Source organism: Falsiroseomonas sp. (assembly GCF_051859025.1).
In the GTDB taxonomy this organism is placed as follows: Bacteria; Pseudomonadota; Alphaproteobacteria; order Acetobacterales; family Acetobacteraceae; genus Falsiroseomonas.
On the sequence record NZ_JBHYGL010000011.1, the window covers coordinates 39,217 to 60,250 of the forward strand.

The 21,034-nt window shown below is 71.2% G+C and carries 19 protein-coding genes and 1 tRNA gene; 2 read left to right on the forward strand and 18 right to left on the reverse strand.

All coding sequences use genetic code 11. The annotated features are described in order from the left end of the window. Window positions 1–11 precede the first annotated feature (11 nt). Both ACTIE5_RS11640 and ACTIE5_RS11645 read left to right on the forward strand, forming a co-directional pair. Window positions 12–359, forward strand: a complete 348-nt coding sequence (locus ACTIE5_RS11640) for a DUF423 domain-containing protein (RefSeq protein ID WP_439549867.1) — start codon at window positions 12–14, stop codon at window positions 357–359. Then, window positions 356–1,267 carry an SAM-dependent methyltransferase gene (locus tag ACTIE5_RS11645; protein WP_439549868.1) on the forward strand — a complete coding sequence of 304 codons (912 nt, stop codon included), beginning with the start codon at window positions 356–358 and terminating at the stop codon, window positions 1,265–1,267. Before ACTIE5_RS11640 ends, ACTIE5_RS11645 begins: the two co-directional genes overlap by 4 nt. Window positions 1,268–1,473: 206 nt before the next feature. On the opposite strand, the gene ACTIE5_RS11650 is transcribed toward ACTIE5_RS11645, so the two are convergent. The 18 genes from ACTIE5_RS11650 to ACTIE5_RS11735 all read right to left on the reverse strand — a co-directional run bounded on the left by ACTIE5_RS11650 (window position 1,474) and on the right by ACTIE5_RS11735 (window position 20,982). Continuing rightward, a tRNA-Leu gene (locus ACTIE5_RS11650) sits at window positions 1,474–1,555 on the reverse strand. Window positions 1,556–1,627: 72 nt separating this feature from the next. Beyond that, entirely contained in the window at window positions 1,628–2,254 is a 627-nt protein-coding gene (locus ACTIE5_RS11655; RefSeq protein ID WP_439549869.1) for a GNAT family N-acetyltransferase, read from the reverse strand. Window positions 2,255–2,272: 18 nt separating this feature from the next. Then, entirely contained in the window at window positions 2,273–3,619 is a 1,347-nt protein-coding gene (locus ACTIE5_RS11660; RefSeq protein ID WP_439549870.1) for an aldehyde dehydrogenase family protein, read from the reverse strand. Continuing rightward, entirely contained in the window at window positions 3,616–4,863 is a 1,248-nt protein-coding gene (locus tag ACTIE5_RS11665) for a hydroxysqualene dehydroxylase (protein WP_439549871.1), read from the reverse strand. The genes ACTIE5_RS11660 and ACTIE5_RS11665 overlap by 4 nt, the downstream gene beginning before the upstream one ends. Beyond that, window positions 4,863–6,461 carry a squalene/phytoene synthase family protein gene (locus ACTIE5_RS11670; protein ID WP_439549872.1) on the reverse strand — a complete coding sequence of 533 codons (1,599 nt, stop codon included), beginning with the start codon at window positions 6,459–6,461 and terminating at the stop codon, window positions 4,863–4,865. The genes ACTIE5_RS11665 and ACTIE5_RS11670 overlap by 1 nt, the downstream gene beginning before the upstream one ends. A 2-nt stretch (window positions 6,462–6,463) precedes the next feature. Beyond that, complete coding sequence (locus ACTIE5_RS11675; RefSeq protein WP_439549873.1) at window positions 6,464–7,567, reverse strand: glycosyltransferase; 1,104 nt, start codon at window positions 7,565–7,567, stop codon at window positions 6,464–6,466. A gap of 3 nt (window positions 7,568–7,570) precedes the next feature. Then, a complete protein-coding gene (locus ACTIE5_RS11680; protein ID WP_439549874.1) occupies window positions 7,571–8,413 on the reverse strand; it encodes a lysophospholipid acyltransferase family protein in 843 nt (280 codons plus the stop codon). Between the two features lie 8 nt (window positions 8,414–8,421). Continuing rightward, window positions 8,422–10,008: a phytoene desaturase family protein gene (locus tag ACTIE5_RS11685; protein ID WP_439549875.1), complete on the reverse strand. Its 1,587-nt coding sequence runs from the start codon at window positions 10,006–10,008 to the stop codon at window positions 8,422–8,424. Between the two features lie 263 nt (window positions 10,009–10,271). Continuing rightward, complete coding sequence (gene crtI, locus ACTIE5_RS11690; protein WP_439549876.1) at window positions 10,272–11,876, reverse strand: phytoene desaturase family protein; 1,605 nt, start codon at window positions 11,874–11,876, stop codon at window positions 10,272–10,274. Between the two features lie 57 nt (window positions 11,877–11,933). Further along, a complete protein-coding gene (locus tag ACTIE5_RS11695; RefSeq protein WP_439549877.1) occupies window positions 11,934–13,565 on the reverse strand; it encodes an acyl-CoA dehydrogenase family protein in 1,632 nt (543 codons plus the stop codon). Next, window positions 13,562–14,713, reverse strand: coding sequence for an FAD-dependent oxidoreductase (locus ACTIE5_RS11700; RefSeq protein WP_439549878.1), 1,152 nt, complete (start codon window positions 14,711–14,713; stop codon window positions 13,562–13,564). The genes ACTIE5_RS11695 and ACTIE5_RS11700 overlap by 4 nt, the downstream gene beginning before the upstream one ends. 99 nt (window positions 14,714–14,812) lie before the next feature. Beyond that, window positions 14,813–16,054, reverse strand: coding sequence for a DUF3140 domain-containing protein (locus ACTIE5_RS11705; protein WP_439549879.1), 1,242 nt, complete (start codon window positions 16,052–16,054; stop codon window positions 14,813–14,815). Beyond that, window positions 16,051–16,473 carry a hypothetical protein gene (locus ACTIE5_RS11710; protein WP_439549880.1) on the reverse strand — a complete coding sequence of 141 codons (423 nt, stop codon included), beginning with the start codon at window positions 16,471–16,473 and terminating at the stop codon, window positions 16,051–16,053. Before ACTIE5_RS11710 ends, ACTIE5_RS11705 begins: the two co-directional genes overlap by 4 nt. Window positions 16,474–16,597: 124 nt before the next feature. Further along, complete coding sequence (locus ACTIE5_RS11715; RefSeq protein ID WP_439549881.1) at window positions 16,598–17,437, reverse strand: aldose epimerase; 840 nt, start codon at window positions 17,435–17,437, stop codon at window positions 16,598–16,600. Further along, the gene (locus ACTIE5_RS11720; RefSeq protein ID WP_439549882.1) at window positions 17,437–18,273 is read right to left on the reverse strand and encodes an NAD-dependent epimerase/dehydratase family protein; all 837 of its coding nucleotides are present in this window, start codon (window positions 18,271–18,273) and stop codon (window positions 17,437–17,439) included. The genes ACTIE5_RS11715 and ACTIE5_RS11720 overlap by 1 nt, the downstream gene beginning before the upstream one ends. Window positions 18,274–18,286: 13 nt before the next feature. Next, on the reverse strand, window positions 18,287–19,159 hold the full coding sequence (locus tag ACTIE5_RS11725; RefSeq protein WP_439549883.1) for an SMP-30/gluconolactonase/LRE family protein: 873 nt from the start codon (window positions 19,157–19,159) through the stop codon (window positions 18,287–18,289). A 2-nt stretch (window positions 19,160–19,161) separates the two neighbouring features. Continuing rightward, window positions 19,162–20,460 carry a TRAP transporter large permease gene (locus ACTIE5_RS11730; RefSeq protein WP_439549884.1) on the reverse strand — a complete coding sequence of 433 codons (1,299 nt, stop codon included), beginning with the start codon at window positions 20,458–20,460 and terminating at the stop codon, window positions 19,162–19,164. A 6-nt stretch (window positions 20,461–20,466) separates the two neighbouring features. Beyond that, the gene (locus tag ACTIE5_RS11735; protein WP_439549885.1) at window positions 20,467–20,982 is read right to left on the reverse strand and encodes a TRAP transporter small permease; all 516 of its coding nucleotides are present in this window, start codon (window positions 20,980–20,982) and stop codon (window positions 20,467–20,469) included. Window positions 20,983–21,034 lie beyond the last annotated feature (52 nt).

A 21,034-nucleotide genomic window follows, 5' to 3' on the forward strand; every position in this document is an offset into this window, starting at 1 on the left:
CACGGATCTGGATGGTAATCGGGGCCCTGTCGGGGCTGATCGCGGTGGCGATGGCGGCCTATGCCTCGCACGGCCTCGCGCCGGAACGCGCGGCGCTGGCGACCACCGGCGCCTCGCTCCAGGCCTGGCACGCGCTGGCGCTGCTGGGGGCGGGCATGCTCGCGGAACGGCGGCGCGGACCGCTGGTACATGTGGCGGCGGGCTGCTTCGCGGTGGGGTCGCTGGCCTTCTGCGGTGGCGTCTACCTCCGCGCGCTGACGGACACCTCCCTCGGCCTGGTCACGCCGCTCGGCGGCACCGTGCTCCTGGTAGGCTGGGGCATCCTCGCGGCCGCGGCTGCGCTGGCGCCGCAGAAGTGACCATCGCCAGCGCCTACCTGGCCGCCGAGGGGTTCGAGGCCGAACTGGCCGAGGAGCTGCGCCGCGCGCGCCGCCGCGTGACCGCCTGGCATGGCCGCCTGGCGCTGTCCCCCGACCCGCCCGGCCACGCCGCCTGGGCGCTTGAATGCTGGACGGCGCCGGCCGAGATCGCCGTGCCCTCCGTCAAGGCCGGCGCCGATGCGCTGCGCGCCATCCAGCGCAACTGGGCCGGCTATGCGGTGGAGCATCACCGCCGCAGCGCGCTGATCACTGAACGCCTGCCGCCGGTGAAGGCCAGGCCCCTGCTGTTCCCGGAACCCGCGCCGACCGGGCATCTCGGCGCCTGGACGCTGCTGGCGCAGGACCGGATGCTGGCATCACCAACCAAGACCAGCCCCTTCGTGAACGGGGCAGTCTCCTTCGTGGAGGACAAGGAAGGCCCGCCGTCGCGCGCCTACCTCAAGCTGTGGGAGGCGCTGACCAGGCTCGGCCGCTATCCCGGGCCGGGGGATCGGTGCCTCGACCTCGGCGCGGCGCCGGGGGGATGGACCTGGGTTCTGGCGAAGCTGTGCGCGGAGGTCGCGGCGGTGGACAAGGCGGCGATGGACCCGGCCGTGGCGGCGATGCGCGGCGTGACGGTACGGGCGGAAAGCGCCTTCGGCCTCGACCCGCGCGCCGAACAGAAGGTCGATTGGCTGTTCAGCGACGTCATCTGCTACCCCGGCCGGCTGCTGGCGCTGGTGCGCCGCTGGATCGAGGCGGACGCCGCGCGCAACCTGGTCTGCACCATCAAGTTCCAGGGCGAGACGGACCACGAGGCCGCGGAAGCCTTCGCCGCCATCCCCGGCGCAATCGTCTTCCACAGCGCCCACAACAAGCACGAGCTGACCTTCGCGAGGCTGGGGTAGCCGCCGCAGCGGTGAACGGGCACGCCCACGCCGCCGGACCTAGTGCGGAACGGGGACGCCAGCACCCCCGGAAACAGCGGCGCGGAACGCGCCGAGGCCGCGAACGCGGCCCGCGCCCAGACTGCCCCGGCAACCCGCGCAGGCTGTGCAGGGCGCGAAGGCAAGCGGCCGGAGGCCGCGCCCGCCGTCTGAGGGCATGAGAATACTGCGGGCGGCGGGGATCGAACCCGCATGGCCAAGGGCCGAGGGTTTTTAAGACCCTTCCGTCTACCGTTCCGGCACGCCCGCGCGGGGGTGATTATGGCGGCGCCTTGCCCGGCCCGCCAGGGTGGAGCTCCGGGGTGGAGCTCCAGGGCGGAGCTACGGAGTGGCCGCTTGCAGGGGCGCCGTGACCGGCACCTGGGCGATCAGCGCCGGCACCTCCATTGGCACGGGCGCCGCCACCGGGCGCGCCACGCCCCACCATTCGCAGGCTTCCTCCCGCCCGCGGGCGCTGCACCAGATGTGGCCGAGCCCCAGCCGCCCCATGCCCAGTCCCCGCAGCACGGCGCGCGATGCGTCATTGTCGCACTGCACCGCGGCGCGGATTTCCGCCACGCCCAGCCGGTCGAAGATCGCCGCCATCGCGGCCGGGGCGGCTTCGCGCATGTAGCCCTGGCCGTGATGGTCGCAGCCCAGCCAGTAGGTCAGGATGGCGCGGCTGGGATCCTGTTCCGCCCGCGTGGCGCCGATCCAGCCGATCAGCACCTTGTCCGCGCGGCGTTCGATCACCAACGGCAGGGCCCGGCCATCCATCGCCGCGCCGCGTGCTTCCGTCAGACGCTGCGCCGCGATCTCCGGCGCCAGGCTGGCGGGCCAGGAGGCAAGCCTGGCGCTGACCGCCGGCGCCATCAGCGCCGCCAGCGCCGGCGCGTCATCGGGCTGGGGAAGACGCAAACGCAGCCTTTGCGTGTGGATGGGCGCGTCAGGCTCGCCGGATACGATCATGGGCGGAAGCTGCCAGCGTTAACGCTTCCTTACCAGCCTCTCGATCAACCTCGGAGCGAAATTTTTTCTCGGCAAGTCGAAGATACGGGAAAGACTCCATTTCCCATGCACAACCCGCGCGCGAATTGTCGAAAATGCGACGAATCCCGCGAATCCCTTATACCGCCCGTAACCGGAATGCCCCGCCCCGCCGAAGCCGAGCGCGGGAAACGCAGCATATTCCACCGCACGATCCTGCACGATGGCACCGCATCGAACCGCGCCTGCAACCAGGGCGGTTTCAGCGATCACCGCGCCGAACAGATAGACCGCCAGCGGGGACGGCCGGGCGGTGATCCAGGCGATGGCGGCGGGCAGGTCCGGCAGGGCCAGGACCGGCAGGATGGGGCCGAAGACTTCTTCCTGCAGCAGCGCATGGCCAGGCTCAGGGAAGGCCAGCGCGAGGGCGCGATGGCGGCCGGCGCCATCCGGCGCCAGGCGTTCCAGCCGCGCGCCCTCTGCCAGCCGGTCCAGCCGCGCGGCCTGGGCGTCATTCGCAAGCGCCGTCTCCGGCAGGCCGATGCCGCTGGCGCGGCAGGCCGCCAGGAAGGCTTCGGGGCTGTGGCCCAGCAGCAGCACGGTGTCGGGCGCCACGCAGGTCTGCCCGGCATTGATCACCTTGCCCACCAGGATGTCCCGCGCCGCCTGGGCGAGGTTCGCGCCGGGCAGCACCACCGCCGGGCATTTCCCGCCGAGCTCCAGCGTGACCGGCACCAGGTTGCGCGCCGCGGCCTCCGCAACCTTGCGGCCCGTGGTGGCGCCGCCGGTGAAGACCAGGTGGTCCCAGGGCTGGGCAGCGAAATCGGCGGCGACATCGGGACCGCCCTGGACCGTGGCGGCGATGTCCGGGCCGAGTGCTTCCTGAAGCACCTGGGCGATCAGGGCGGCGCAGCGGGGCGTGCCTTCGCTCGGCTTCACGGCCACGCGGTTGCCGGCGGCGATGGCGTCCACGACGGGCACCAGGGCCAGCTGCACCGGGTAGTTCCAGGGCGCCATGATGGCGATGATGCCCTTGGGCACCGGCTCCTCATGCGCCGTCGTCGGCCAGAAGGGGTAGGGCACGGCGACGCGCCGGGGCTTCGCCCAGGACCGCAGGTGCCGGCGCGCGTAGCGGGCGGCATCGACGGCGCAGAGCACGTCGGCCAGCAGCGTCTCCAGCCGCGAACGGCCCCCGTAATCCGTATCCAGCGCGGCGGCGATCGCTTCCGCATGGGTCAGCAGGCTGTCCGCCAGGCGGGCCAGCAGGGCGCGACGCTGCTCGACCGCGATCCGCCCGTCGCGGGCCTCCGCCGCGCGCAGCCGTGCCAGGGCCTCCGCGGGGGTCACGCGCGCGGCCCCGGATGCAGCAGGGCGAGGGCGGCGGCCTCCCCGGATTGCACCGCGGCATCGATGGTCGCGGGCAGGCTCGGGAAGGTCCAGTCGCCGGCCAGCGCGAGATTGGCCAGAGGCCGGCGCGGCGGCGCGGGGCGGGGGCCGACGCCGTGGCGGGGGGTCGCCCGCTTCTCCCGCACCGCGCGGGCAGGGGGGGTGCGGATCGGCCATTCGCCGGGCAGGCGGAAGGCCATGGCGGCGGCCAGCACCTCCGGCCAGATGCGCTCGGCAGCCTCGGCATCCGAGAGGCCGACGGCGTCATCCGCCGCGCTGACCGTCACGGAAACCCCCGAAGGCCGCACCAGCACCCATTGGGCGAGTCCGCCGAGCAGCCCGATGAAGCGCACATCGCCTGCCTCCTCCTCCCGCGCGAAATGGACGTTGAGGATCGGGGCATGGGTCGTGGGCGCGGGGATGTCCGGCAGCAGGCGCAGCGCCTCCCACGGCGGCAGGGCGAGCACCACCTGGTCATCCGCCGCCAGGCGCTGCGCCGTCTCTCCGAAATCGAGCGCCGCGACGCGGCCATCGGCGCGCAGCAGGCCGCGCAGGCGGGACCCGAAGCGCATCGCGCCGCCATGCGCGCCGATCGTCGCCAGCGCAGGCGCCACCAGATCGGGCCCGAGGCCGCGCCGCGCCACCAGCAGCCGCGCGGCGCCCGGCGCGCCGAGCCGCCGCAGCACCAGGCCCAGCAGGCTGGCCGAGGCTTCCGCCACCGGGGTGTTCAGCGCGGCCACGGTCAGCGGCTCCACCAGCGCGCGCAGCAGCACGGGGTGGCGGGCGAAGGCCTGTTCAACGCTGCGGTCCCGCCCCCCTAGGCCCAACCCAGGCAGGGCCAGGCGCATCAGCGCGAGGAACCCGCCCGCATCCATACCCGCCGGGCGCATCGCCGCCCGCAGCCAGCCCAGCGGCGCCAGGGCGACGCGCCGCGCCGCATGGTTCGCCAGGTCCAGCACCGGCAGCCCCGCCGGCTCCGGCTCCACCCAGCCCTCCAGCGCGCCGATGTCGCGCAGGAAGGCGAGTGCCGCCCGGTTGGCGCCGAGCAGCGCATGGGTGCCGTTATCCGTTCCGTCCGGCAGCGCGCGCGCGCGGCCGCCCGCGCCGGGCGATGCCTCATGCACCACCACCCGCCGCCCGGCCCTGGCAAGGGTGAGCGCCGCCGCCAGGCCGGCGACACCGGCGCCGATCACATGGACGGTCATCAGGGCTTCATCGCCAGCAGCGCCATGCGCAGCTTCTCGCCCCGCGTCAGGCGGGGCCGCGTGCGGGGATGGGCGAAGCCCTGCGCCTGCATGCGGTCGAAGATCTGGCGATAGCCCCACATCATTACCCGCGCCGGCTTCAGCGCGGCGGGGTCGTGTTCCCGCAATTCCTGATCGGCGCGCGCGAAGCCGGCGGCGGCGCGGTGCGCCAGTTCCTCGCAGCTTCGGGCGAAGCCGGGATGGGCGACGATCGCCGCCGGCGTCGTGGCCGTGACGCCATGGCGCGCGAGCAGATCGGCCGGCACATAGACGCGGTCGATCCCCGCATCCTCATCCACGTCGCGCAGGATGTTCACCAGTTGGAAGGTCCGGCCGAGCGCGAGCCCGAAACCCTGCGCGCCCGGCGCGCCGAAGATGCGCACCGCCATGGCGCCGACGCTGCCGGCGACGCGGCGGCAGTATTCGTCCAGCTCCGTCTCCGTCCGCAGGCGCAGGGCCGGGGTCGCATCCGTCTCCATTCCCGCGATCATCGCCTCGCATTCCTCGATGGGCAGGGCGAAGGTCCGGCGGGCCCAGGCGAGTTCGGCGGAGAGCGCGCAATCCGGCGCCTCCAGCTTGCTGCGCCAGGCCGCGAGGAAACGGCGCTTCTCCCCTTCCGGCATGGCGCCATCGGCGATGTCGTCCACCGCACGGCAGAAGCCATAGACGGCGAACAGGGCCCGGCGCCGTTCCCCCTTCAGCACCGCCATCCCCCGCGCGAAGGATGACTTTGCCCGGGTCACCCGCGCCGTGACCACTGCCGCGTCGGAGGGTGGCGGCAGGGCGAGGCGGGCGAAGGCCTTTCCGAAATCCACCTTTCCGAGTCCGACGCGGCCCGCCACCGGATCAGCCGCCCGCAGCTTCGCCAGCAGCCGCCATCCCAAATCCAGCGTCACCGCCGCCTGGAAGCGCAGCCGCGACCGCAGCAGGCGCGGCAGCGGCGCGGCCTGTTCCAGCAGCGCCTCCACCCGATCAAGCGCCGCATCCAGCACGGCGCGGCGGGCCGCGTTGTCCCGCGCGAAGAAGGCGTCCTCCCCGCCCGCCAGCGCCATCCAGGGCACGGGCAGGTAGATGCGGTCCATGGCCTGGCGGTCCGGCACCAGATCCTGCAGGTGGTTCAGGATCTGCAGCGCGGTGCAGAGCCCGTCGGAGGCATGGCGCGCGGCGGCATCATCCTCACCATGCAGCCGCAGCAGCATCCGGCCCACCGGGTCTGCCGATCGCGCGCAGTAATCCTCCAGCGCCGCCCAGTCGGGGTAGCGGGGGCGCACCGCATCCTGGCGGAAGGCGGACAGCATCAGCCGCGCCTCCTCGGTGCCGACTTCCGCCAGCGGCCCGGCGGGATCGTCCAGCAGCAGTTCCATCGCCTCCAGCCGCGCCAGCTTTTCGGTGCTGTTCAGCGTGGCATGGTCGGCGATGTCGTCGGCGGTGCGGACGAAGCGGTAGAAGGCCAGCACCTTCGGGCGCTGGGCGGCCGGGATCAGCCGGGATGCGACGGGGAAATTCTCAGAATTCTCGTCCCGCGTCGGCGGGCCGGCGGCAACCGCTGTCCCGTCCACAATCAGCCCGTGCCCTGGTAGGCGCGGCCCTTCCAGCCCGCCGGCTTGCCCATCAGCCCGCGCACCAGCGCGGTCCACTGGATGGCCAGCGCCACCGCCACCGTCAGCGGGTGCAGCGGGATGGTCCACCAGGGCTCCCGCACCCGCAGCGTGACGGCCGCGCGCAGCGCGAAGCCCAGCGCCAGCGCGATGATCGCCGCGGTGGAGGGCAGGAACACGAAGGGCCAGAGATGGGCGCCGGCGAGCATCGCGGTCCAGACCGGCAGGCCGACCGGCGTCGCCATCCCCTCCCGCGCATTCTTGCTGAAGCCGGACCAGCAATCCGCGAAGGTCGTGTACATCCGGCAGGTCGCGATACCCGCGCCCTCCACGATCTCCGTCGCGTGGCCGGCATCGCGCATGAGACGGGCCAGCGCCAGGCCGTCATGCAGCACGCCCTTCACCGCGGCGTGGCCGCCGGTGTGGTCATAGGCGCCGCGTTCCACCAGCAGCAGCTGCCCGCAGGCCGCCGCCATGCCGGACCGCTTGGTGAAGGCACGCCCGCCGCCCGGCAGGTAGCAGATCAGCAGGAAATTGATCATCGGCACGGTCGCGGCCTCACCCAGCGACCCGATGATCTGGCGCGGCACGCCCGTGACCATCCCGGCCCCGGTCCGCGCCGCATGGCCGGCCATGGTGGCGGCGGCATCGGGGGCGAGGCGCACATCCGCATCGATGAACAGCAGATGCGTCCCGCGCGCGGCATCGGCCAGGCGCTGGCAGGCATGCACCTTGCCCGTCCAGCCCGCGGGCAGCGGCGGCGCCTGTTCCAGACGCACGCGCGCATCCCGCGCCGCGTAGCCCAGCACGATCTCCGCCGTTCGGTCGGTGGAGCCGTCATCCATCACGACGATCTCGATGGCGACGCCCTGCGAGGCCAGCACCGCATCGAGGCAGGCGGCAATGTTCGCTTCCTCGTTCCGCGCCGGGATCAGCACCGACACCAGCGTGCCATCCGCGGGCCGGCCTTCCGGCGGGCGGACGAGAAACAGGTTGATCACCCCCATCGTCGCGGGGAAGGTGGCCAGCGCCAGGGCGATCCAGGCCCAGGTGAAATCCGCAACCATGGTCTAGCGAGCCTCCTGCCCCGGATCGTGTTTGGGGTCGTGTCGGGGATCGAAGCGTTCGCCGCGCATGGTACTGCGCAGGCGGCGCCAGAGCTGCCACACGCCTCCCATGCCTTCCGGCCCGCGCAGCAGCGTCTCGAACCTTGCCGGATCACGGGCGATGGCGTCCAGCGCCAGGCGATCCATCGTGGCGGCCAGGGCGGCGGAAAGCGCCGGGCCGCGATCATCGCGCGGCAGGGCGGCCAGGGTTGCGGCCTCGATCGGCTCGCCGAAGGCGCAGAGCATCTCCGCCTTGCGCTCCGTCCAGAAGGGGTAGTCGAGCGCCAGCGGCACGAACACCGCGTCCGGCGCCATTTCCGGCAGGCGGGACATGCCAGGCGCGATCGGCACCGGGCGTTCCCGAACGTCGCTGAACCGCCCCGGCGCGTTCATCCAGAGCATCCGGTCGGACGCCCCCAGCACGATCTTCGCGGTGCGGAGGAAGGCGACGGCACCGCGGGCGGTCCCACCCTCGATCCCGAAGACGCCGATGCGCTTCATGAAGCCGTAGCGGGACAGCGCCGCCGCATCCATCGGGATGAACATGGTGCGGCCCGGGAACAGCCGCTGCGACAGCAGCATGAAGGCGACGCCATCCCACCAACCCGGATGGTTGGCGAAGACCACCAGCGGGCGGTTGCCGTAATCCCGCGGCATCCCCCAGCCTGCCACCCGCGCCGCCCGCATGTGCTTGGCGAAGAAGCGGGAAAACATGAAATGGAAGAACGCCATGCGCCGCGGGTCGAAGAGGGGGACGGGGTTCTCCCCCTCCGGCTTCGGCCTCTCCGGCACAGGCGCGACAGGCATGGCGGTGGCTATTCGGCCGCGGCGGCGATTTCGGATTCGCGCCGGCCGGCTTCCCGCGCCGCCTCGCTCATCCCCCGCCCGCCCCGGTCGCGATCCAGCGCATCGGCGGCGATCCAGCCGGACATCATCACCATCGGCATGCCGGGGCCCGGATGCGCGGCGCCGCCACACAGGTAAAGCCCCTTCACCGCCTTGCTGCGGTTGCCCGGCTTGAAGGCGCCGGTGAAGCTGCCATGGCTCGCCAGCCCGTAGATCGCGCCATCCAGCACCTTGTAGCGGTTGTGGATGTCGACGGGCGTGAGCTGGCTCTCCACCACGATCCGCTCCTCGATATCCTCCAGCCCCGCCGTGCGCTTCAGCTTGTCGAGGATGGTCTGCCGGTACTTCGGGAACATCTTCGACCAGTCATGATGCGGGCGCAGATGCGGCGTGTGGACCAGCACATACAGCGCCTCGCCCCCCGCCGGCGCCGTGGTGTCGTCGCTGCAAGAAGTGGCGGCCAGGTAGGCGGTGGGGTCCGGCGCGGGCTCGCCCTTCTTGTAGATCGCGTCGAACTCCTCCTCCGCATCCCGGGAGAAGACGAAACAGTGATGCGCCAGATGGTCGTAGCGCTTCTTCAGGCCGAGATAGAGCACGACGCCGCTGCATGCGGGCTCGAACCCCTTCTTCTCGTATTTCCGGCCGACATCGCCGCCGACCAGTTCCTTGTAGGTCCTGATGGCGTCCATGTTGGAGATGACGGCATCGCAGGCGATCCGCTCCGACCCCACGCGCACGCCCTTGATGGCGCCGTTCTCGATATCGAAGCCCGTGACTTCGGAATTGGGGCGCAGATCGGCGCCGAGGTCCGCCGCCAGCTTCGCCAGCCCTTCCGCCACCGCGCGCGTGCCGCCCACGGGGTACCAGACGCCCTCGCTCGCCTGCATGTCGCCGATCGAGCACACCACCGCCGGCGCCAGATAGGGCGAGGAGCCGATATACTGGCAGTAATGGTCCAGCATCTGCGCCAGGCGTTCATCCGGCACATGGCCGCGGATCACCTTGGCCGCGGTCTGGCCCATCTTCAGGCTCAGCACGTCCCGGATGGTGGAGGGGCTGAGGTTGGCCTTCATGTCGATGGTGTCGGTCACACCCTCCACCGGCCGCCAGAAGAAGAACTTCTCGGAGACACCGTGCAGGTGGCGGCTTTCCGCCTGGAACTTCGCGTAGCCCTCGCCGAGGCCACGGCCGGGGGCAAACTTCTCGATCTCCGCCTGCATGGTCGCGACATCGGCCATCAGGTCGATCTGCGTCCCATCCTCGAAGAAGCAGCGCCATTGCGGGTCCAGCCGGATCAGCGGCAATTCCTTCGCCTGGTCGAGCCCGGCCTCCGCATAGATCCGGCGCAGCACGCGCGGCACGGTCAGGATGGTGGGGCCCATGTCGAAGCGGAAATCGCCGCTGCCATCCGGCGCCGACAGGTTCAACACCGCCGCCTTGCCACCCAGCCAAGGGTTCTTGTCGAGCAGCGTGACCTTGTGCCCACGCGCCGCCGCCACCGCCGCGGCCGCGAGACCACCCAGGCCACCCCCGACCACCACCACCCGATCAGCCATGCGAACGCACCTCCGTGCCTGGAACCGTAGCGTGTTTGCTGGGGATTCGCAGGGGGACGCTGTCCCCCTGCACCCCCTGCCAGGAGGCAGCGGCCTCCTGGACCTCATGTATTGAACGCTGGGGAGGGAGGGGGGTATTTCGCCCCCCTCCCTCCCCAGCGTTCAGTGCTGGCGGGGCCCGGGAGGCGCCACGCCCCCCGAAGTGGGGTCGAACGCATGCGTTCGACGGGGCAGAGCCCCCGCGAACCACCCGCGAAACCCGCCTACCGTTCCGGCGCGTAGGCCGCCGCGGGCGTGGCCGAGGCGAAGTCGCCGCCCGGGGTGGGCCGGCTTGGCGCGCTGGCCAGGCCGAGGTCCTGCGCCATCAGCCCCGTCGTGATGCGCGCCCCTTCGTAGATCACGGGCAGCCCGCTGCCGGGATGCGTGCCGCCGCCGACGAGGTACACGCCTTCCACATCCCGGAACCGGTTGCCCGGGCGGAACAGCAGCATCTGCGGCAATTCGTGCGACAGATTGAAGGTGGCACCATAGCCCACGGCGAAGTCGCTCTCCCAATCCTGTGGCGCGACGACGCGCTCGTACTTGATATGGGGGCGCAGGTCGGGAAGCCCGAGGGCCTTGAGGCGATCGAGCGCGATCTCCCGGTACCGTGCGGCCTGGGCGGGCCAATCCGGCTGCTTGATGAGGTTCGGCACCGGGATCAGCACATAGAGGGCGGAATGCCCCTTGGGCGCCATGGTCGGGTCCGTCGCGCCGGCATGCTGGACGTACAGCGACGGCACTTCCGGAATCTCGCCCCGTTCGATCTGGTTGATGTTTTCCTGGTAGCCCTCGGAAAGCAGCACGTTGTGGTGCGCCAGTTCCGGCAATTCCCGGTCCAGGCCGAGATAGAGCATGAAGGTCGAGCAGGAATACTTGGCCTGCCCGATCTTCTTGTCCTTCCAGCCCTTGCGGAGGTGGTCCGGGATCAGGCGCGGGATGGCATGGGCGAAGTCCGCATTGACGACCACGGCATCGGCCTCATGCCGCACGCCGCCGATCTCGACGCCATTGGCCCGGCGGCCTTCGAAGCCGATGCGGTCCACCGGGGAATTCAGCCGGATTTCAGCGCCGAGCCGTTCCGCCACCTTCGCCATGGCGACAGAGACGGCGCCGCAGCCCCCGATGGGGTGGAAGATGCCGTGCTCGTATTCCAGGAAGGACAGGATGGTGAAGAGCGACGGGCATTTGAACGGGCTCATCCCCAGGTATTTCGTCTGGAATGAGAAGGCGAGGCGCACCCGCGGGTCGCTGAAATGCCGCGCCAGGTCCTTGTCCACGGTGGACCAGGGCTTCATCAGCGGCAGCGCCTTGATCATGTCCGGGCGGATCATGTCGGCGGCGGTGGAGAAGGCGCGTTCCAGCACGGGGCGGAAGGCCGCGAGCTTGGCGCGGTTCTCCTCCATGAAGGGCCGCAGGCCCTTGGCGTCCTTCGGCGAAAGCTGCGCGATGGCGGCTTCCATGCGCTCCAGGTCGGCGCTGGCCTCGATATGGGTGGCGGTGCCGCCCTTCTCGAAGGTCAGGCGATATTGCGGCTCGAGGCGCCGCATATCGACCTCCTGCTCCAGATCCGCGCCGCAGCGACTGAAGATCTCCTTCAGAATGCGGGGATAGAGGAAGAAGGTCGGTCCCAGGTCGAATTTGTAGCCCTCATCGGTGGTGAGGGTGCGCGTACGCCCCCCCACCACGCCGTCCTTCTCGAAGACGGTGACGCGGGCGCCCGAGGCGGCGAGCATCATGGCGGCCGCGAGGCCGCCTGGCCCCGCGCCGATGATGGCCACCTTGGGCCGGGGACGGTGAAGGGCGGGGGAGGAGAGGGGGGCGGTCATGATCGTGGGCAGCAGATGCGTGCGACGGCGGGGGCTGCAAGAGGCATGAATGAGCGGTTACAGCACGGACGGGATCGGGACCAGCGCCCCGTGCTCGATTTCCAGGCACCGGGCTTCCGCGCGCGGCAGCAGCCGGGCCAGGTAGAAACCGGCCAGGGCGGCCCGGTCCGGCGCCGCGGCGGCGGCGCGCACCAGCATCCAGCCCCCCAGCACCCAGCCGCAGGCGTCCAGATAAGCCGTGGCCAGTCCCTGGGCGGCGTCCGGGTCGCGCGCCTGGGCTTCCAGCATCAGCGTCGTCGCGGTGCCCAGGCGGGCGGCGGCGGCTGCCAGGCGGGGGTCGGCGGCGGCAACCTCCGCCAGCAGCCCGCGTATCGCGGCCCCGCCATCCTTCGCCACCTTGCGGACCAGCAGGTCGATCGCCTGGATGCCGTTCGTGCCCTCATAGATCGGCGTGATGCGGACATCGCGCAGCACCTGGGCGGCGCCGGTATCCTCCACGAAGCCCATGCCGCCATGCACCTGGATGCCGAGGCTGGCATTCTCCACCCCCCGATCCGTGCACCAGGCCTTCACGACGGGGGTCAGGAGCGCCAGGCGCGTCTGCCCGGCCTCATCCCCCAGCAGGTGATGCCGGTCCAGCGCCGCGGCGGCTTCCAGCGCCAGCAGCCGGGCGGCGAGGGTCGTGGCGCGCATCTCCGCGAGCATCCGGGCGACATCGGCATGGCGCGCGATGGGGCGGCCGGATTGCGTGCGGTCCGCGGCGTATTTCTCGGCGAGTTCCAGCGCCCGGGCGCCGGCCGCCACGCCCTGCACGCCAACGGCGAGCCGCGCAGCGTTCATCATGGCGAACATGGCATTGAGGCCCCTGCCCGGCTCGCCAACCAATTCCGCCTCCGCGCCCTCGAACAGCATGATGCAGGTGGGGGAGGCATGGATGCCCATCTTCCGCTCGATGCCGCCGCAGCGGAGCCCGTTGCGCGTGCCGTCCGGCAGGACCTTCGGCGCGGCGAAGAGGGAAATGCCGCGGCTGCCCTCCGCCGCGCCGGGCAGGCGGGCGAGGACGAGGTGGAGGATGTTCTCCGTCGTGTCGTGCTCGCCCCAGGTGATGTAGATCTTCTGGCCGTGCAGGGCGTAGCGACCGTCACCCAAGGGTTCGGCGCGCGTACGGAGCGCGGCCAGGTCGCTGCCCGCCTGCGGCTCCGTCAGGCACATGGTGCCGTTCCATTCGCCGGTGACGAGCTTCGGCAGGAAGCGGTCCTGCTGGTCCTGCGTGCCATGGCCCAGCAACAGGTCGATGGCGCCGGCGGTCAGCACGGGGCCGAGGAAGAAGGCCATGTCGGCGGCGGAAGCGAGTTCCGTGACCGCGATCCAGACGGCATGGGGCAGCCCCTGCCCGCCGATCGATTCCGGCGCCGCCACGCCCTGCCAGCCGCTCTCGATCCAGGCCTTCATGAGTGCCTTGTAGTGCGGCGGCGTGGTGACGGTGCCGTTGGCGTAGTGCGCGCCGTGGCGATCGGCGTCCTGCCAGCCAGGCGCCATCTGTTCGCGGGTGAAGCGGGCGGCCTCCCCCACCAGGGCGGCGATGTCCTCGGCCGCAAGCGGCGCGCCGGCGGCGGCGGTCAGGCCAGGCAGGTCGACCACATGCGTCAGGCCCATGATCAGATCATCGGCGGCGGAAGGCAGTGTCATGCGGTCGTTTCCTGCTTGATATCCGCGAACAAACCGTCCGGTGGCGGCGCTTCCCCGGCTGCCCAGCCGGATATGGCGGCGCCCAGGCTTTCGTCACCCGCCGCCCGCGCCAGCGCCAGGCCCAGCAGCGCGCCGAACTTGAAACCGTGGCCGGAAAAGCCGGACATCACGAAACCGCGATCACCCAGCCGCTCAACCACGAAACGCTCCTGCGGCTCCACGTCGTAGTAGCAGGCGCTAGCGGAGAGCACCCGGTAATCGGCCAGGCCCCGGATGCGGTGGCGGGCATAGGCCAGGATCTCCTCGGCCTCCGCCGGGGTGGCATCCCGGGAATCCTCGGGGTCGCCATGGGGGGCGAAGCGGTGGTCGCCGATCTTGAGCGGCGTGCCCGCGACGGGCGGCACGGCGTAGAAACCGCCATCCTCCGCCAGATCGAGCAGCATGGGCGCGCGGGTCCAGGCTTCCGCATCGGCAGGCGGGGCGGCCAGGCGGACGATGATCTGGCGCGTGGCCCGCACCCGGGGCGCGAGGGAGGGCAGCAGCCGCGGCCCCCAGGGGCCGGCCGCCACCACCAGCAGGTCGGCCTGCAAGCGCGTGCCATCCGCCAGGGTCAGCGCGCCGCGCGCGGGGTCCACCGAGGCGGCCTGCCCGCGCAGCACTTCCACCCCACGCTTCGCCAGCAACCCCGCCAGCAATTCCACGATCCGCCGCGCCAGCAGCACGCCGCCGGTCGACAAATGAAAGGCGTCGGCGATGCCGTCGCCGGAGAGATAGGGGTAGCGGGCGGCGACGTCCTCACCCGTCAGGTCTGTCACCGCATGGCCGTCGCCGAGCAGCGCGGCGCGGCTGTCGGCCAGCCAGCCGCCGCGGGAATGCGCCAGGGCCAGCACGCCGGTCGGGACGTAGGGACGTTCCCCGGCCTCGGCGAACAGCAGGTCCCAGGCCGCATGGGCCGGGTCGATCATCCGCATGTAGCCGGCCGCGGCGCCATAGGCGTGGCGGATCAGCCGGTGGTCATCCACCGAGGAGCCGCGCGGATTCGGCACGGCATCCTGTTCCACCACCCGCACGGACCAGCCCGCCCGGGCCAGGGCCCAGGCGGTGGACAGGCCCATGATGCCGGCCCCGAGGATGATGGCGTTTCCCATGCCCCCAGTTTCGCCCGCCCCGCGCCGCTTGGGGAGGGGGGGCTCCAACAGGGCAGGGTTTTGCCGGTCGCCGGGGGCCGGGGCCCCCGGCGCGCCGCATCAGGCGCGGCTGGCCCGGCTGCCGCCGCTGCGCCCGCCCTTCGCCGCCGCCGCCGTGCGCCCGGCGGCGCCCCGGCCGGCTGTGGCCTTCGCCGCACGCTTCGGCGCCGCCTTGGGCGGGCCGGACTTCGCCTTCGTGGCCTTGGGCGCGGCCGTCTTGGCCGTGCTGGCGCGGCGCGTGGTGGCCGCGGCCTTGGCGCGTGCCGCGCCGCCCTTGGCGCCATTCGCCCGCGCCGCCGCGGCCTTCTTCGGCGTGCGCGCGCTGCCGGCCTTGGACGCGGCCTCCGACCGACTCATCGTCGCCTTGGCCACCGGCTTGCGGGTAGCGGAGGTCGCCGCCTTGCGGGTGCCGGTCGAAGCCGCCGCCTTCCGGGTGGTGCTGCTGCGCCCGCCCTTGGCGGCGGCCGGCGTGCGGCCCGCTGCACCCCGCGCAGGGGCCGCCTTCGTGGCACGCTTGGCCGGCGCCGCGGCCTTGCGCGTGCCGGTGGACGCCGCCTTGCGGGTCGCGGTGCCGGCGGCCTTCCGCGTGCCGGTCGAAGCGGCGGCCTTCCGGGTGGTGGTGGTGCGGGCGCCCTTGGCCGGGGCCGCCTTCGCGGCACGCCGGGCCGGCGCCTTGGCCGCCCCGTCGGCCGATGCCTTGCGCGTGCCGGCGCTGGCGCGGCCTCCCTTCGCGGCGGCCGCTGTGCGGCCGGCGGCGCTGCGGCCCGGGCCCGCCTTCGCGGCACGCTTCGCGGGCGCCTTCGCCTCGCCATCCGCCGCCTTCCGCGGGGCTGCGCGCTTCCGCTTCGGCTTTTCCTCGACCGGCGCGGGCATCGGCTCCGCCGGCATGTCCTCGGCCTCATTCGCCTGGTTCATCTCGTCGCTCATGCGTCGATCCTCCTTGAGGGGGTCATGGCCCCAGTTCATCAGGCTGTGGCGCCAGCGCGTGTCGCTGACGTCGCCTTCCGGCCGCTGCGCGAGGTGGCGGTGGATGGTGCCCACCACCCGCCGCATATGCGCCGCGTCATCCCCTTCCGGCTCTCCTTCCGGCTCTCCTTCCGGTTCCCCCTCTGGGTCAGGCGCGCCGCGTTCGAGCAAGCCCAGGCTCCAGCGACCGGATTGATGGCCGACGGATTCCGCCTCGCCCTCCCGCGTCCAGCCCGCCGCCCGGCTTTCCGCGGTGCCGAGCCATTCGCGAAACTCGGCGGCGGAGAGGTTCACCAGGCGGCGGAATTCCCGCGCGATCTCGTCCTCGTCGGTCATGACGAAGCATCCTTGCGGTCCGATGCGGTCTTGCGCGCGACATCCCGGGGCTGGGCGGAGAATTGGCGCCCCGCCTTGATGTCCGCGCGCTTCTTCGCCGTGGTGCGCGCGACTTCCTCCTTCGTCAGGCGCTGTCGCGCCTGCTTCGGCAGGTATCGTTCACCCGTCTCGCCCGACGGCTTGCCGGATGCGGTGCCCCATTCCTCCCGCGTCCAGGTCGCGAGCGCATTGTCGGGCTTCTTCGCACCGGGCTTCTTCGCACCGGGATAGCCGCCGCCTGCCTTCCTGTATTCGGCGACGGCAAGCTGCGCCTTGCGCGCGGACCATCCGCCGGCCGCGCCGCCCTTGTCGCCGCGCATCACGCGGCGCTTCACTGTTTCCCAGAGCGCGGGGTCCGTCCGCTGCGCGGTGCTCGCCATCGAAATCCGCTCCCTCCGCCACGCACCATCGGGAATGGCGCGGGGTTGCGAAGGCGAACGTCACGAGGCGGCGATTGTTCCCGCGCGATGAAACGCCGATGCGCGAAAACCGCGCATCAGGCGCTCAGAGTCGATGAATCATCAGTGAGGCGTCGATCGACGCGCCTGGCGCCAGCACGCGCATCGCGCCATGCAGCGCATTGGCCGGGCGGTTCACCGCATCCGGCGCATGGCTCACCGGCTCCACGCACAGCACGTCGCCGCCGCGCGGCGCGAAGACCTGGAGGTTGGACGCCCATTCCCCCTGCGCCCGCAGCGCGATGCCCGCGCCATCCGGCCAGGTGATGGCGGCCACGCCATCCCAGCCCGCGAAATGCGTGTCGAGGCCCAGCAGCACGGCGTCGTCACCGTTCAGCCCGGCACTCGGCCGCGCGCCGGTCGCGATGCTGCGACTGTCGCGGCCGAAGATGGTGGTGGCGCGAACGCGCAGTCGCGTGCCGGCGGGCCGCGCGAACCAGGGGTGCCAGCCCATGCCCATCGGCGTCGCCGCATCGCCGGTATTGCGCAGCGACAGCGCGAAGGACATCCCCGCGGCGGACAGCGCCACCACCAGCCGCGCGGTGCAGCGGAAGGGCGCATGGTCCAGCGCGGAGGACAGCACCGCACGCTCCGCGCCCTGTTCCTCCACCACCCAGGCCAGGTCGCGCAGGAAGCCGTGCAGCGCGTTGCCTTCCGCCGGGCGGTTGATGGGCATGAAGTGGTCCACGCCACCGACGCGGATGCGCCCATCCTCCAGCCGGTTGGTCCACGGCGCCATGATGAAGGCGCCGTGGAAGCCGTTATTCGGATCGGCGCCGTCCGGGATGCGCCGCAGCACATCCCGCCCCGCCAGGGTCAGCGACCGGAAGGCGACGCCGCGCTCCGGCAGCAGTTCCGCCCGCCAGTCACCTGCCTGAAGGATCATCAGTCGAGGTCGAACTGGTCGCGGGGGGAGAAGCCGCCCTTCCGCGTATAGCCGTCGGAGGTATAGCTGCCGCCCTGGTAGCGTTCCTCCACCGGGTCGTCGGAGACGATGTGCCCGACCTCCGCGCGGTAATCCTCCGCGCTGTCCTGTGGCGCCCAGCCGATACGGTCGCGGTGATCCTTGCCCCAATAGGTCTCGGGGTTGCGGGAGGCGCCCCAGATCACGGCATGGCCCACACGCTCCGCCCCGATGATCGCCTTCATCATGCGCGCGAGGTCGGCATAGCTCAGCCAGGTGGAGAGCATCCGCCGGTTGACCGGCTTCGGGAAGCAGGAACCGATGCGGACATTGACGTTCTCCACGCCATGCTTGTCCCAGTACATCCGCCCCATCAGCTCCCCATAGGCCTTGGACAGGCCGTAGAAGCCATCCGGCCGGAAGGCGCAGTCGAGGTCGAGGCGCTCCGCATTGCCGGAGGGCCGGTTGTGGAAGCCGATGGAGTGGTTGGAGGAGGCGAACATCACCCGCGCCCCTTCCCGCCGCGCGGCTTCATAGATGTGGTGCAGGCCGCGCAGGTTCGGGCCCAGCACCACCTCATAGGGCTGCTCATTGGCGATGCCGCCGTAATGCAGGATGGTGCCGCAGCCCTCCGCGACCTGCAGGATGCGCAGCCCCTCATTCAGGTCGATGCGGGTGAAGGTGCAGTTGGCGGGCAGCGGGTCCGGGAAGGGCGCGATGTCCGTCAGGCGCAGCGTGTGCCCGGCATCGGAGAGTTCCTTCGCCAGCATGCGGCCAAGGTTGCCGGAAGCGCCGGTCAGCAGGATGGGCTTGGTCATCTGATCTGATTCCTCAGTCCGCGAAGTCGGTCACGGGCGCACCTTGATCCAGGCCGTCCCCCCGGAACAGCCCACCCAGCGTCGGATGCGCGGCGATGGTCGCCTCATCCTTCCCCCGGCTCAGGCTGGTGACGAAGACGGTGCGCAGATCGGGCCCGGTGAAGCAGGGCATGGTGGGCGCGGGCACGGGGAAGGGCATGTGGCGCAGGATGCGCCCCTCGGCGGAGATCACGTTGATCCGCCCGGCGGAGACGCCCGCGGACCAGTAGTTACCCGCCGCATCCATCGCCGCGCCATCCGGCCGGCCGGTCGCCTCATCGAGGGTCATCACCCGCCGCCATCCGCCGATGGCGCCCGTGGCGGCGTCGAAATCCGCGATGTCCAGCACCGCGCGGCGACTGTCGGAATGCCAGATGCGCGTGCCGTCCGGGCTCCAGGCGAGGCCGTTGGAGACCACCAGCCCATCCCGCCGACGCTCCACCACGCCATCGGGGCGGACACGCCAGAGGATGCCTGTCGCCTCCTTCTCCGGCCGGTCATCCATGCTGCCGACCCAGAAGCAGCCATCCGGCCCCACCTTGCCGTCATTCAGGCGGTTATGGGTGGGCTCATCGGGCATTGAGGCAAAGGGCGTGATGGCGCCTGTCTCGGGGTCCAGCCGGATGACGCCGGCGCGCTGCGCCACCAGAAGGGTGCCGGACCGGCACAGCGCCAGGCTGCCGCAGACCTCCGGCACCGGGATGCGGCGCGTGGCCCCATCCCGGGGGTCGAAGCGGATCACCGCGCGGGCGGTGATGTCCACCATCCAGATCACGCCGCGGCGGGCGTCCCAGACGGGGCTTTCGCCAACCTCCGCGCGGAGGTCGGCGGCCAAGGTGAAGGCCATGGCTATCCTTCGTAGCCCAGCAGCAGCCGCGGCAGGGTCAGCGACACGGCGGGCCAATAGGTGGTCAACATCAGCGCGGCGAGGATGGCGCCGTAGAAGGGCCAGATCGTCTTCATCACGGCCTCGATCGGGATCTTCCCGATGGCGCAGCCCACGAAGAGCACCGCGCCCACCGGCGGCGTGGTCAGGCCGAGGCCGAGATTCATCATCATGATCATGCCGAACTGGACCGGATCGATGCCGATCGCCACCACCACCGGCAGGAAGATCGGCGTCGTGATCAGGATCAGCGCCGCCATGTCCATCACGCAGCCCAGCAGCAGCAGGGCCAGGTTGATCATCAGCATGATGACGACGGGGTTGCTGCTGATCGCCAGCATCCCATCCGTCAGGATGTCCGGCAGGCGGTACAGCGCGAGCAGATAGGCGAAGGCCGTCGCGGTGCCGACCAGCAGGAACACCACGGCGGAGGTGCGGACGGCGGCAGCCACCGCGACCTTGAAATTCTCCCAGGTCAGGTTGCGATAGACGACGATGGTAACCAGCAGCGCCCAAATGGTGCCGAAGGCGGCACTCTCCGTCACCGTGAAGATGCCGGACAGCACGCCGCCCAGGATGATGATGGCGGTGAACAGGCCGGGCAGCGCGTCGATGAACTTCAGGAACAGGTGCTTGAAGCCCGCCCAGGGCTCCGCCGGATAGCCGCGCCGCACCGCCATCACATAGGCGGCGATGGCCAGGAAGCCGCACATCATCAGCCCCGGCACGATGCCCGCGATGAACAGCGCGGTGACGGAAATGCCGCCCCCCGCCGCCAGGCTGTAGAGGATCATGTTGTGGCTGGGCGGGATCAGGATGCCGGCGATGGATGACGTCACGGTCAGCGACACCGCGTAATCCACCCCATACCCCTTGGCCTTCATGGCCGGGATCAGGATGACGCCGGTGGCCGAGGTATCCGCGACCGCGGAGCCCGAGATGCCTCCGAACAGCATGGAAGTCGAGACATCGACCATGCCGAGCCCGCCCCGCATCCAGCCCACCGCCGCCGAAGCCAGCGCCACCAGCCGCCGCGCGATGCCGCCATGCAGCATCAATTCACCGGCGAAGACGAAGAAGGGAATGGCCAGCAGGGCGAAGATGCTCATCCCGCTCGCCATCTGCTGGAAGGCGACGGCGGGGTTGATGCCCTCATACATGAAGCCGACAAGCGCCGCGATGCCGAGCACGAAGGCCACCGGCACGCCGGCGATGACGCCGAGGACGAAGACCGCGAAGATCAGGAACAGGCCGAATTCCACGCGGGGCTACTCCAGGAAGGCCGCGGCAACGCCGCGCTGTTCGGGACCATCCTTGCTGAGGATGTCGAGCAGCACCTGCTCGATGGCGAAAAGGGTGACGAGCGCGCCGCAGACCTGCAGCGGCACATAGGTCCAGCCCTGGCTGATGCCGAGCAGCGGGATCTTGAAGGCCCAGACCATGTCGACGAGTTCCTGGGAATACCAGGCCATGGCGAAGCCGAAGACGCCGACCGCACTGTCGCAGGCAATGGCGATCACGCGCTGCGCGCCCATCGGCAGCGCCTCCCGGAACCCCAGAACCGAGAGGTGGAATCGCTCCCGCACCCCCACCGCCGCGACAGGCAGCGCGATGCAGAGGATGGCGAGCGTCGCGCCACGCTCGATCCAGGTCGGCGTATCATTCAGCACGTAGCGGCCGAAGACCATCCACCCCATCATCGCCACCAGGCCCACCAGCGCGATGCCGGCCACCACGACCACGATGCGGGAGAAGAAGTCGAGGGCGCGCGAGAACATCGCCATGGGCGCGTTTCCTGGCTGGGGGGAAGGCAACAAAAAGGGGCGCCCGAAGGCG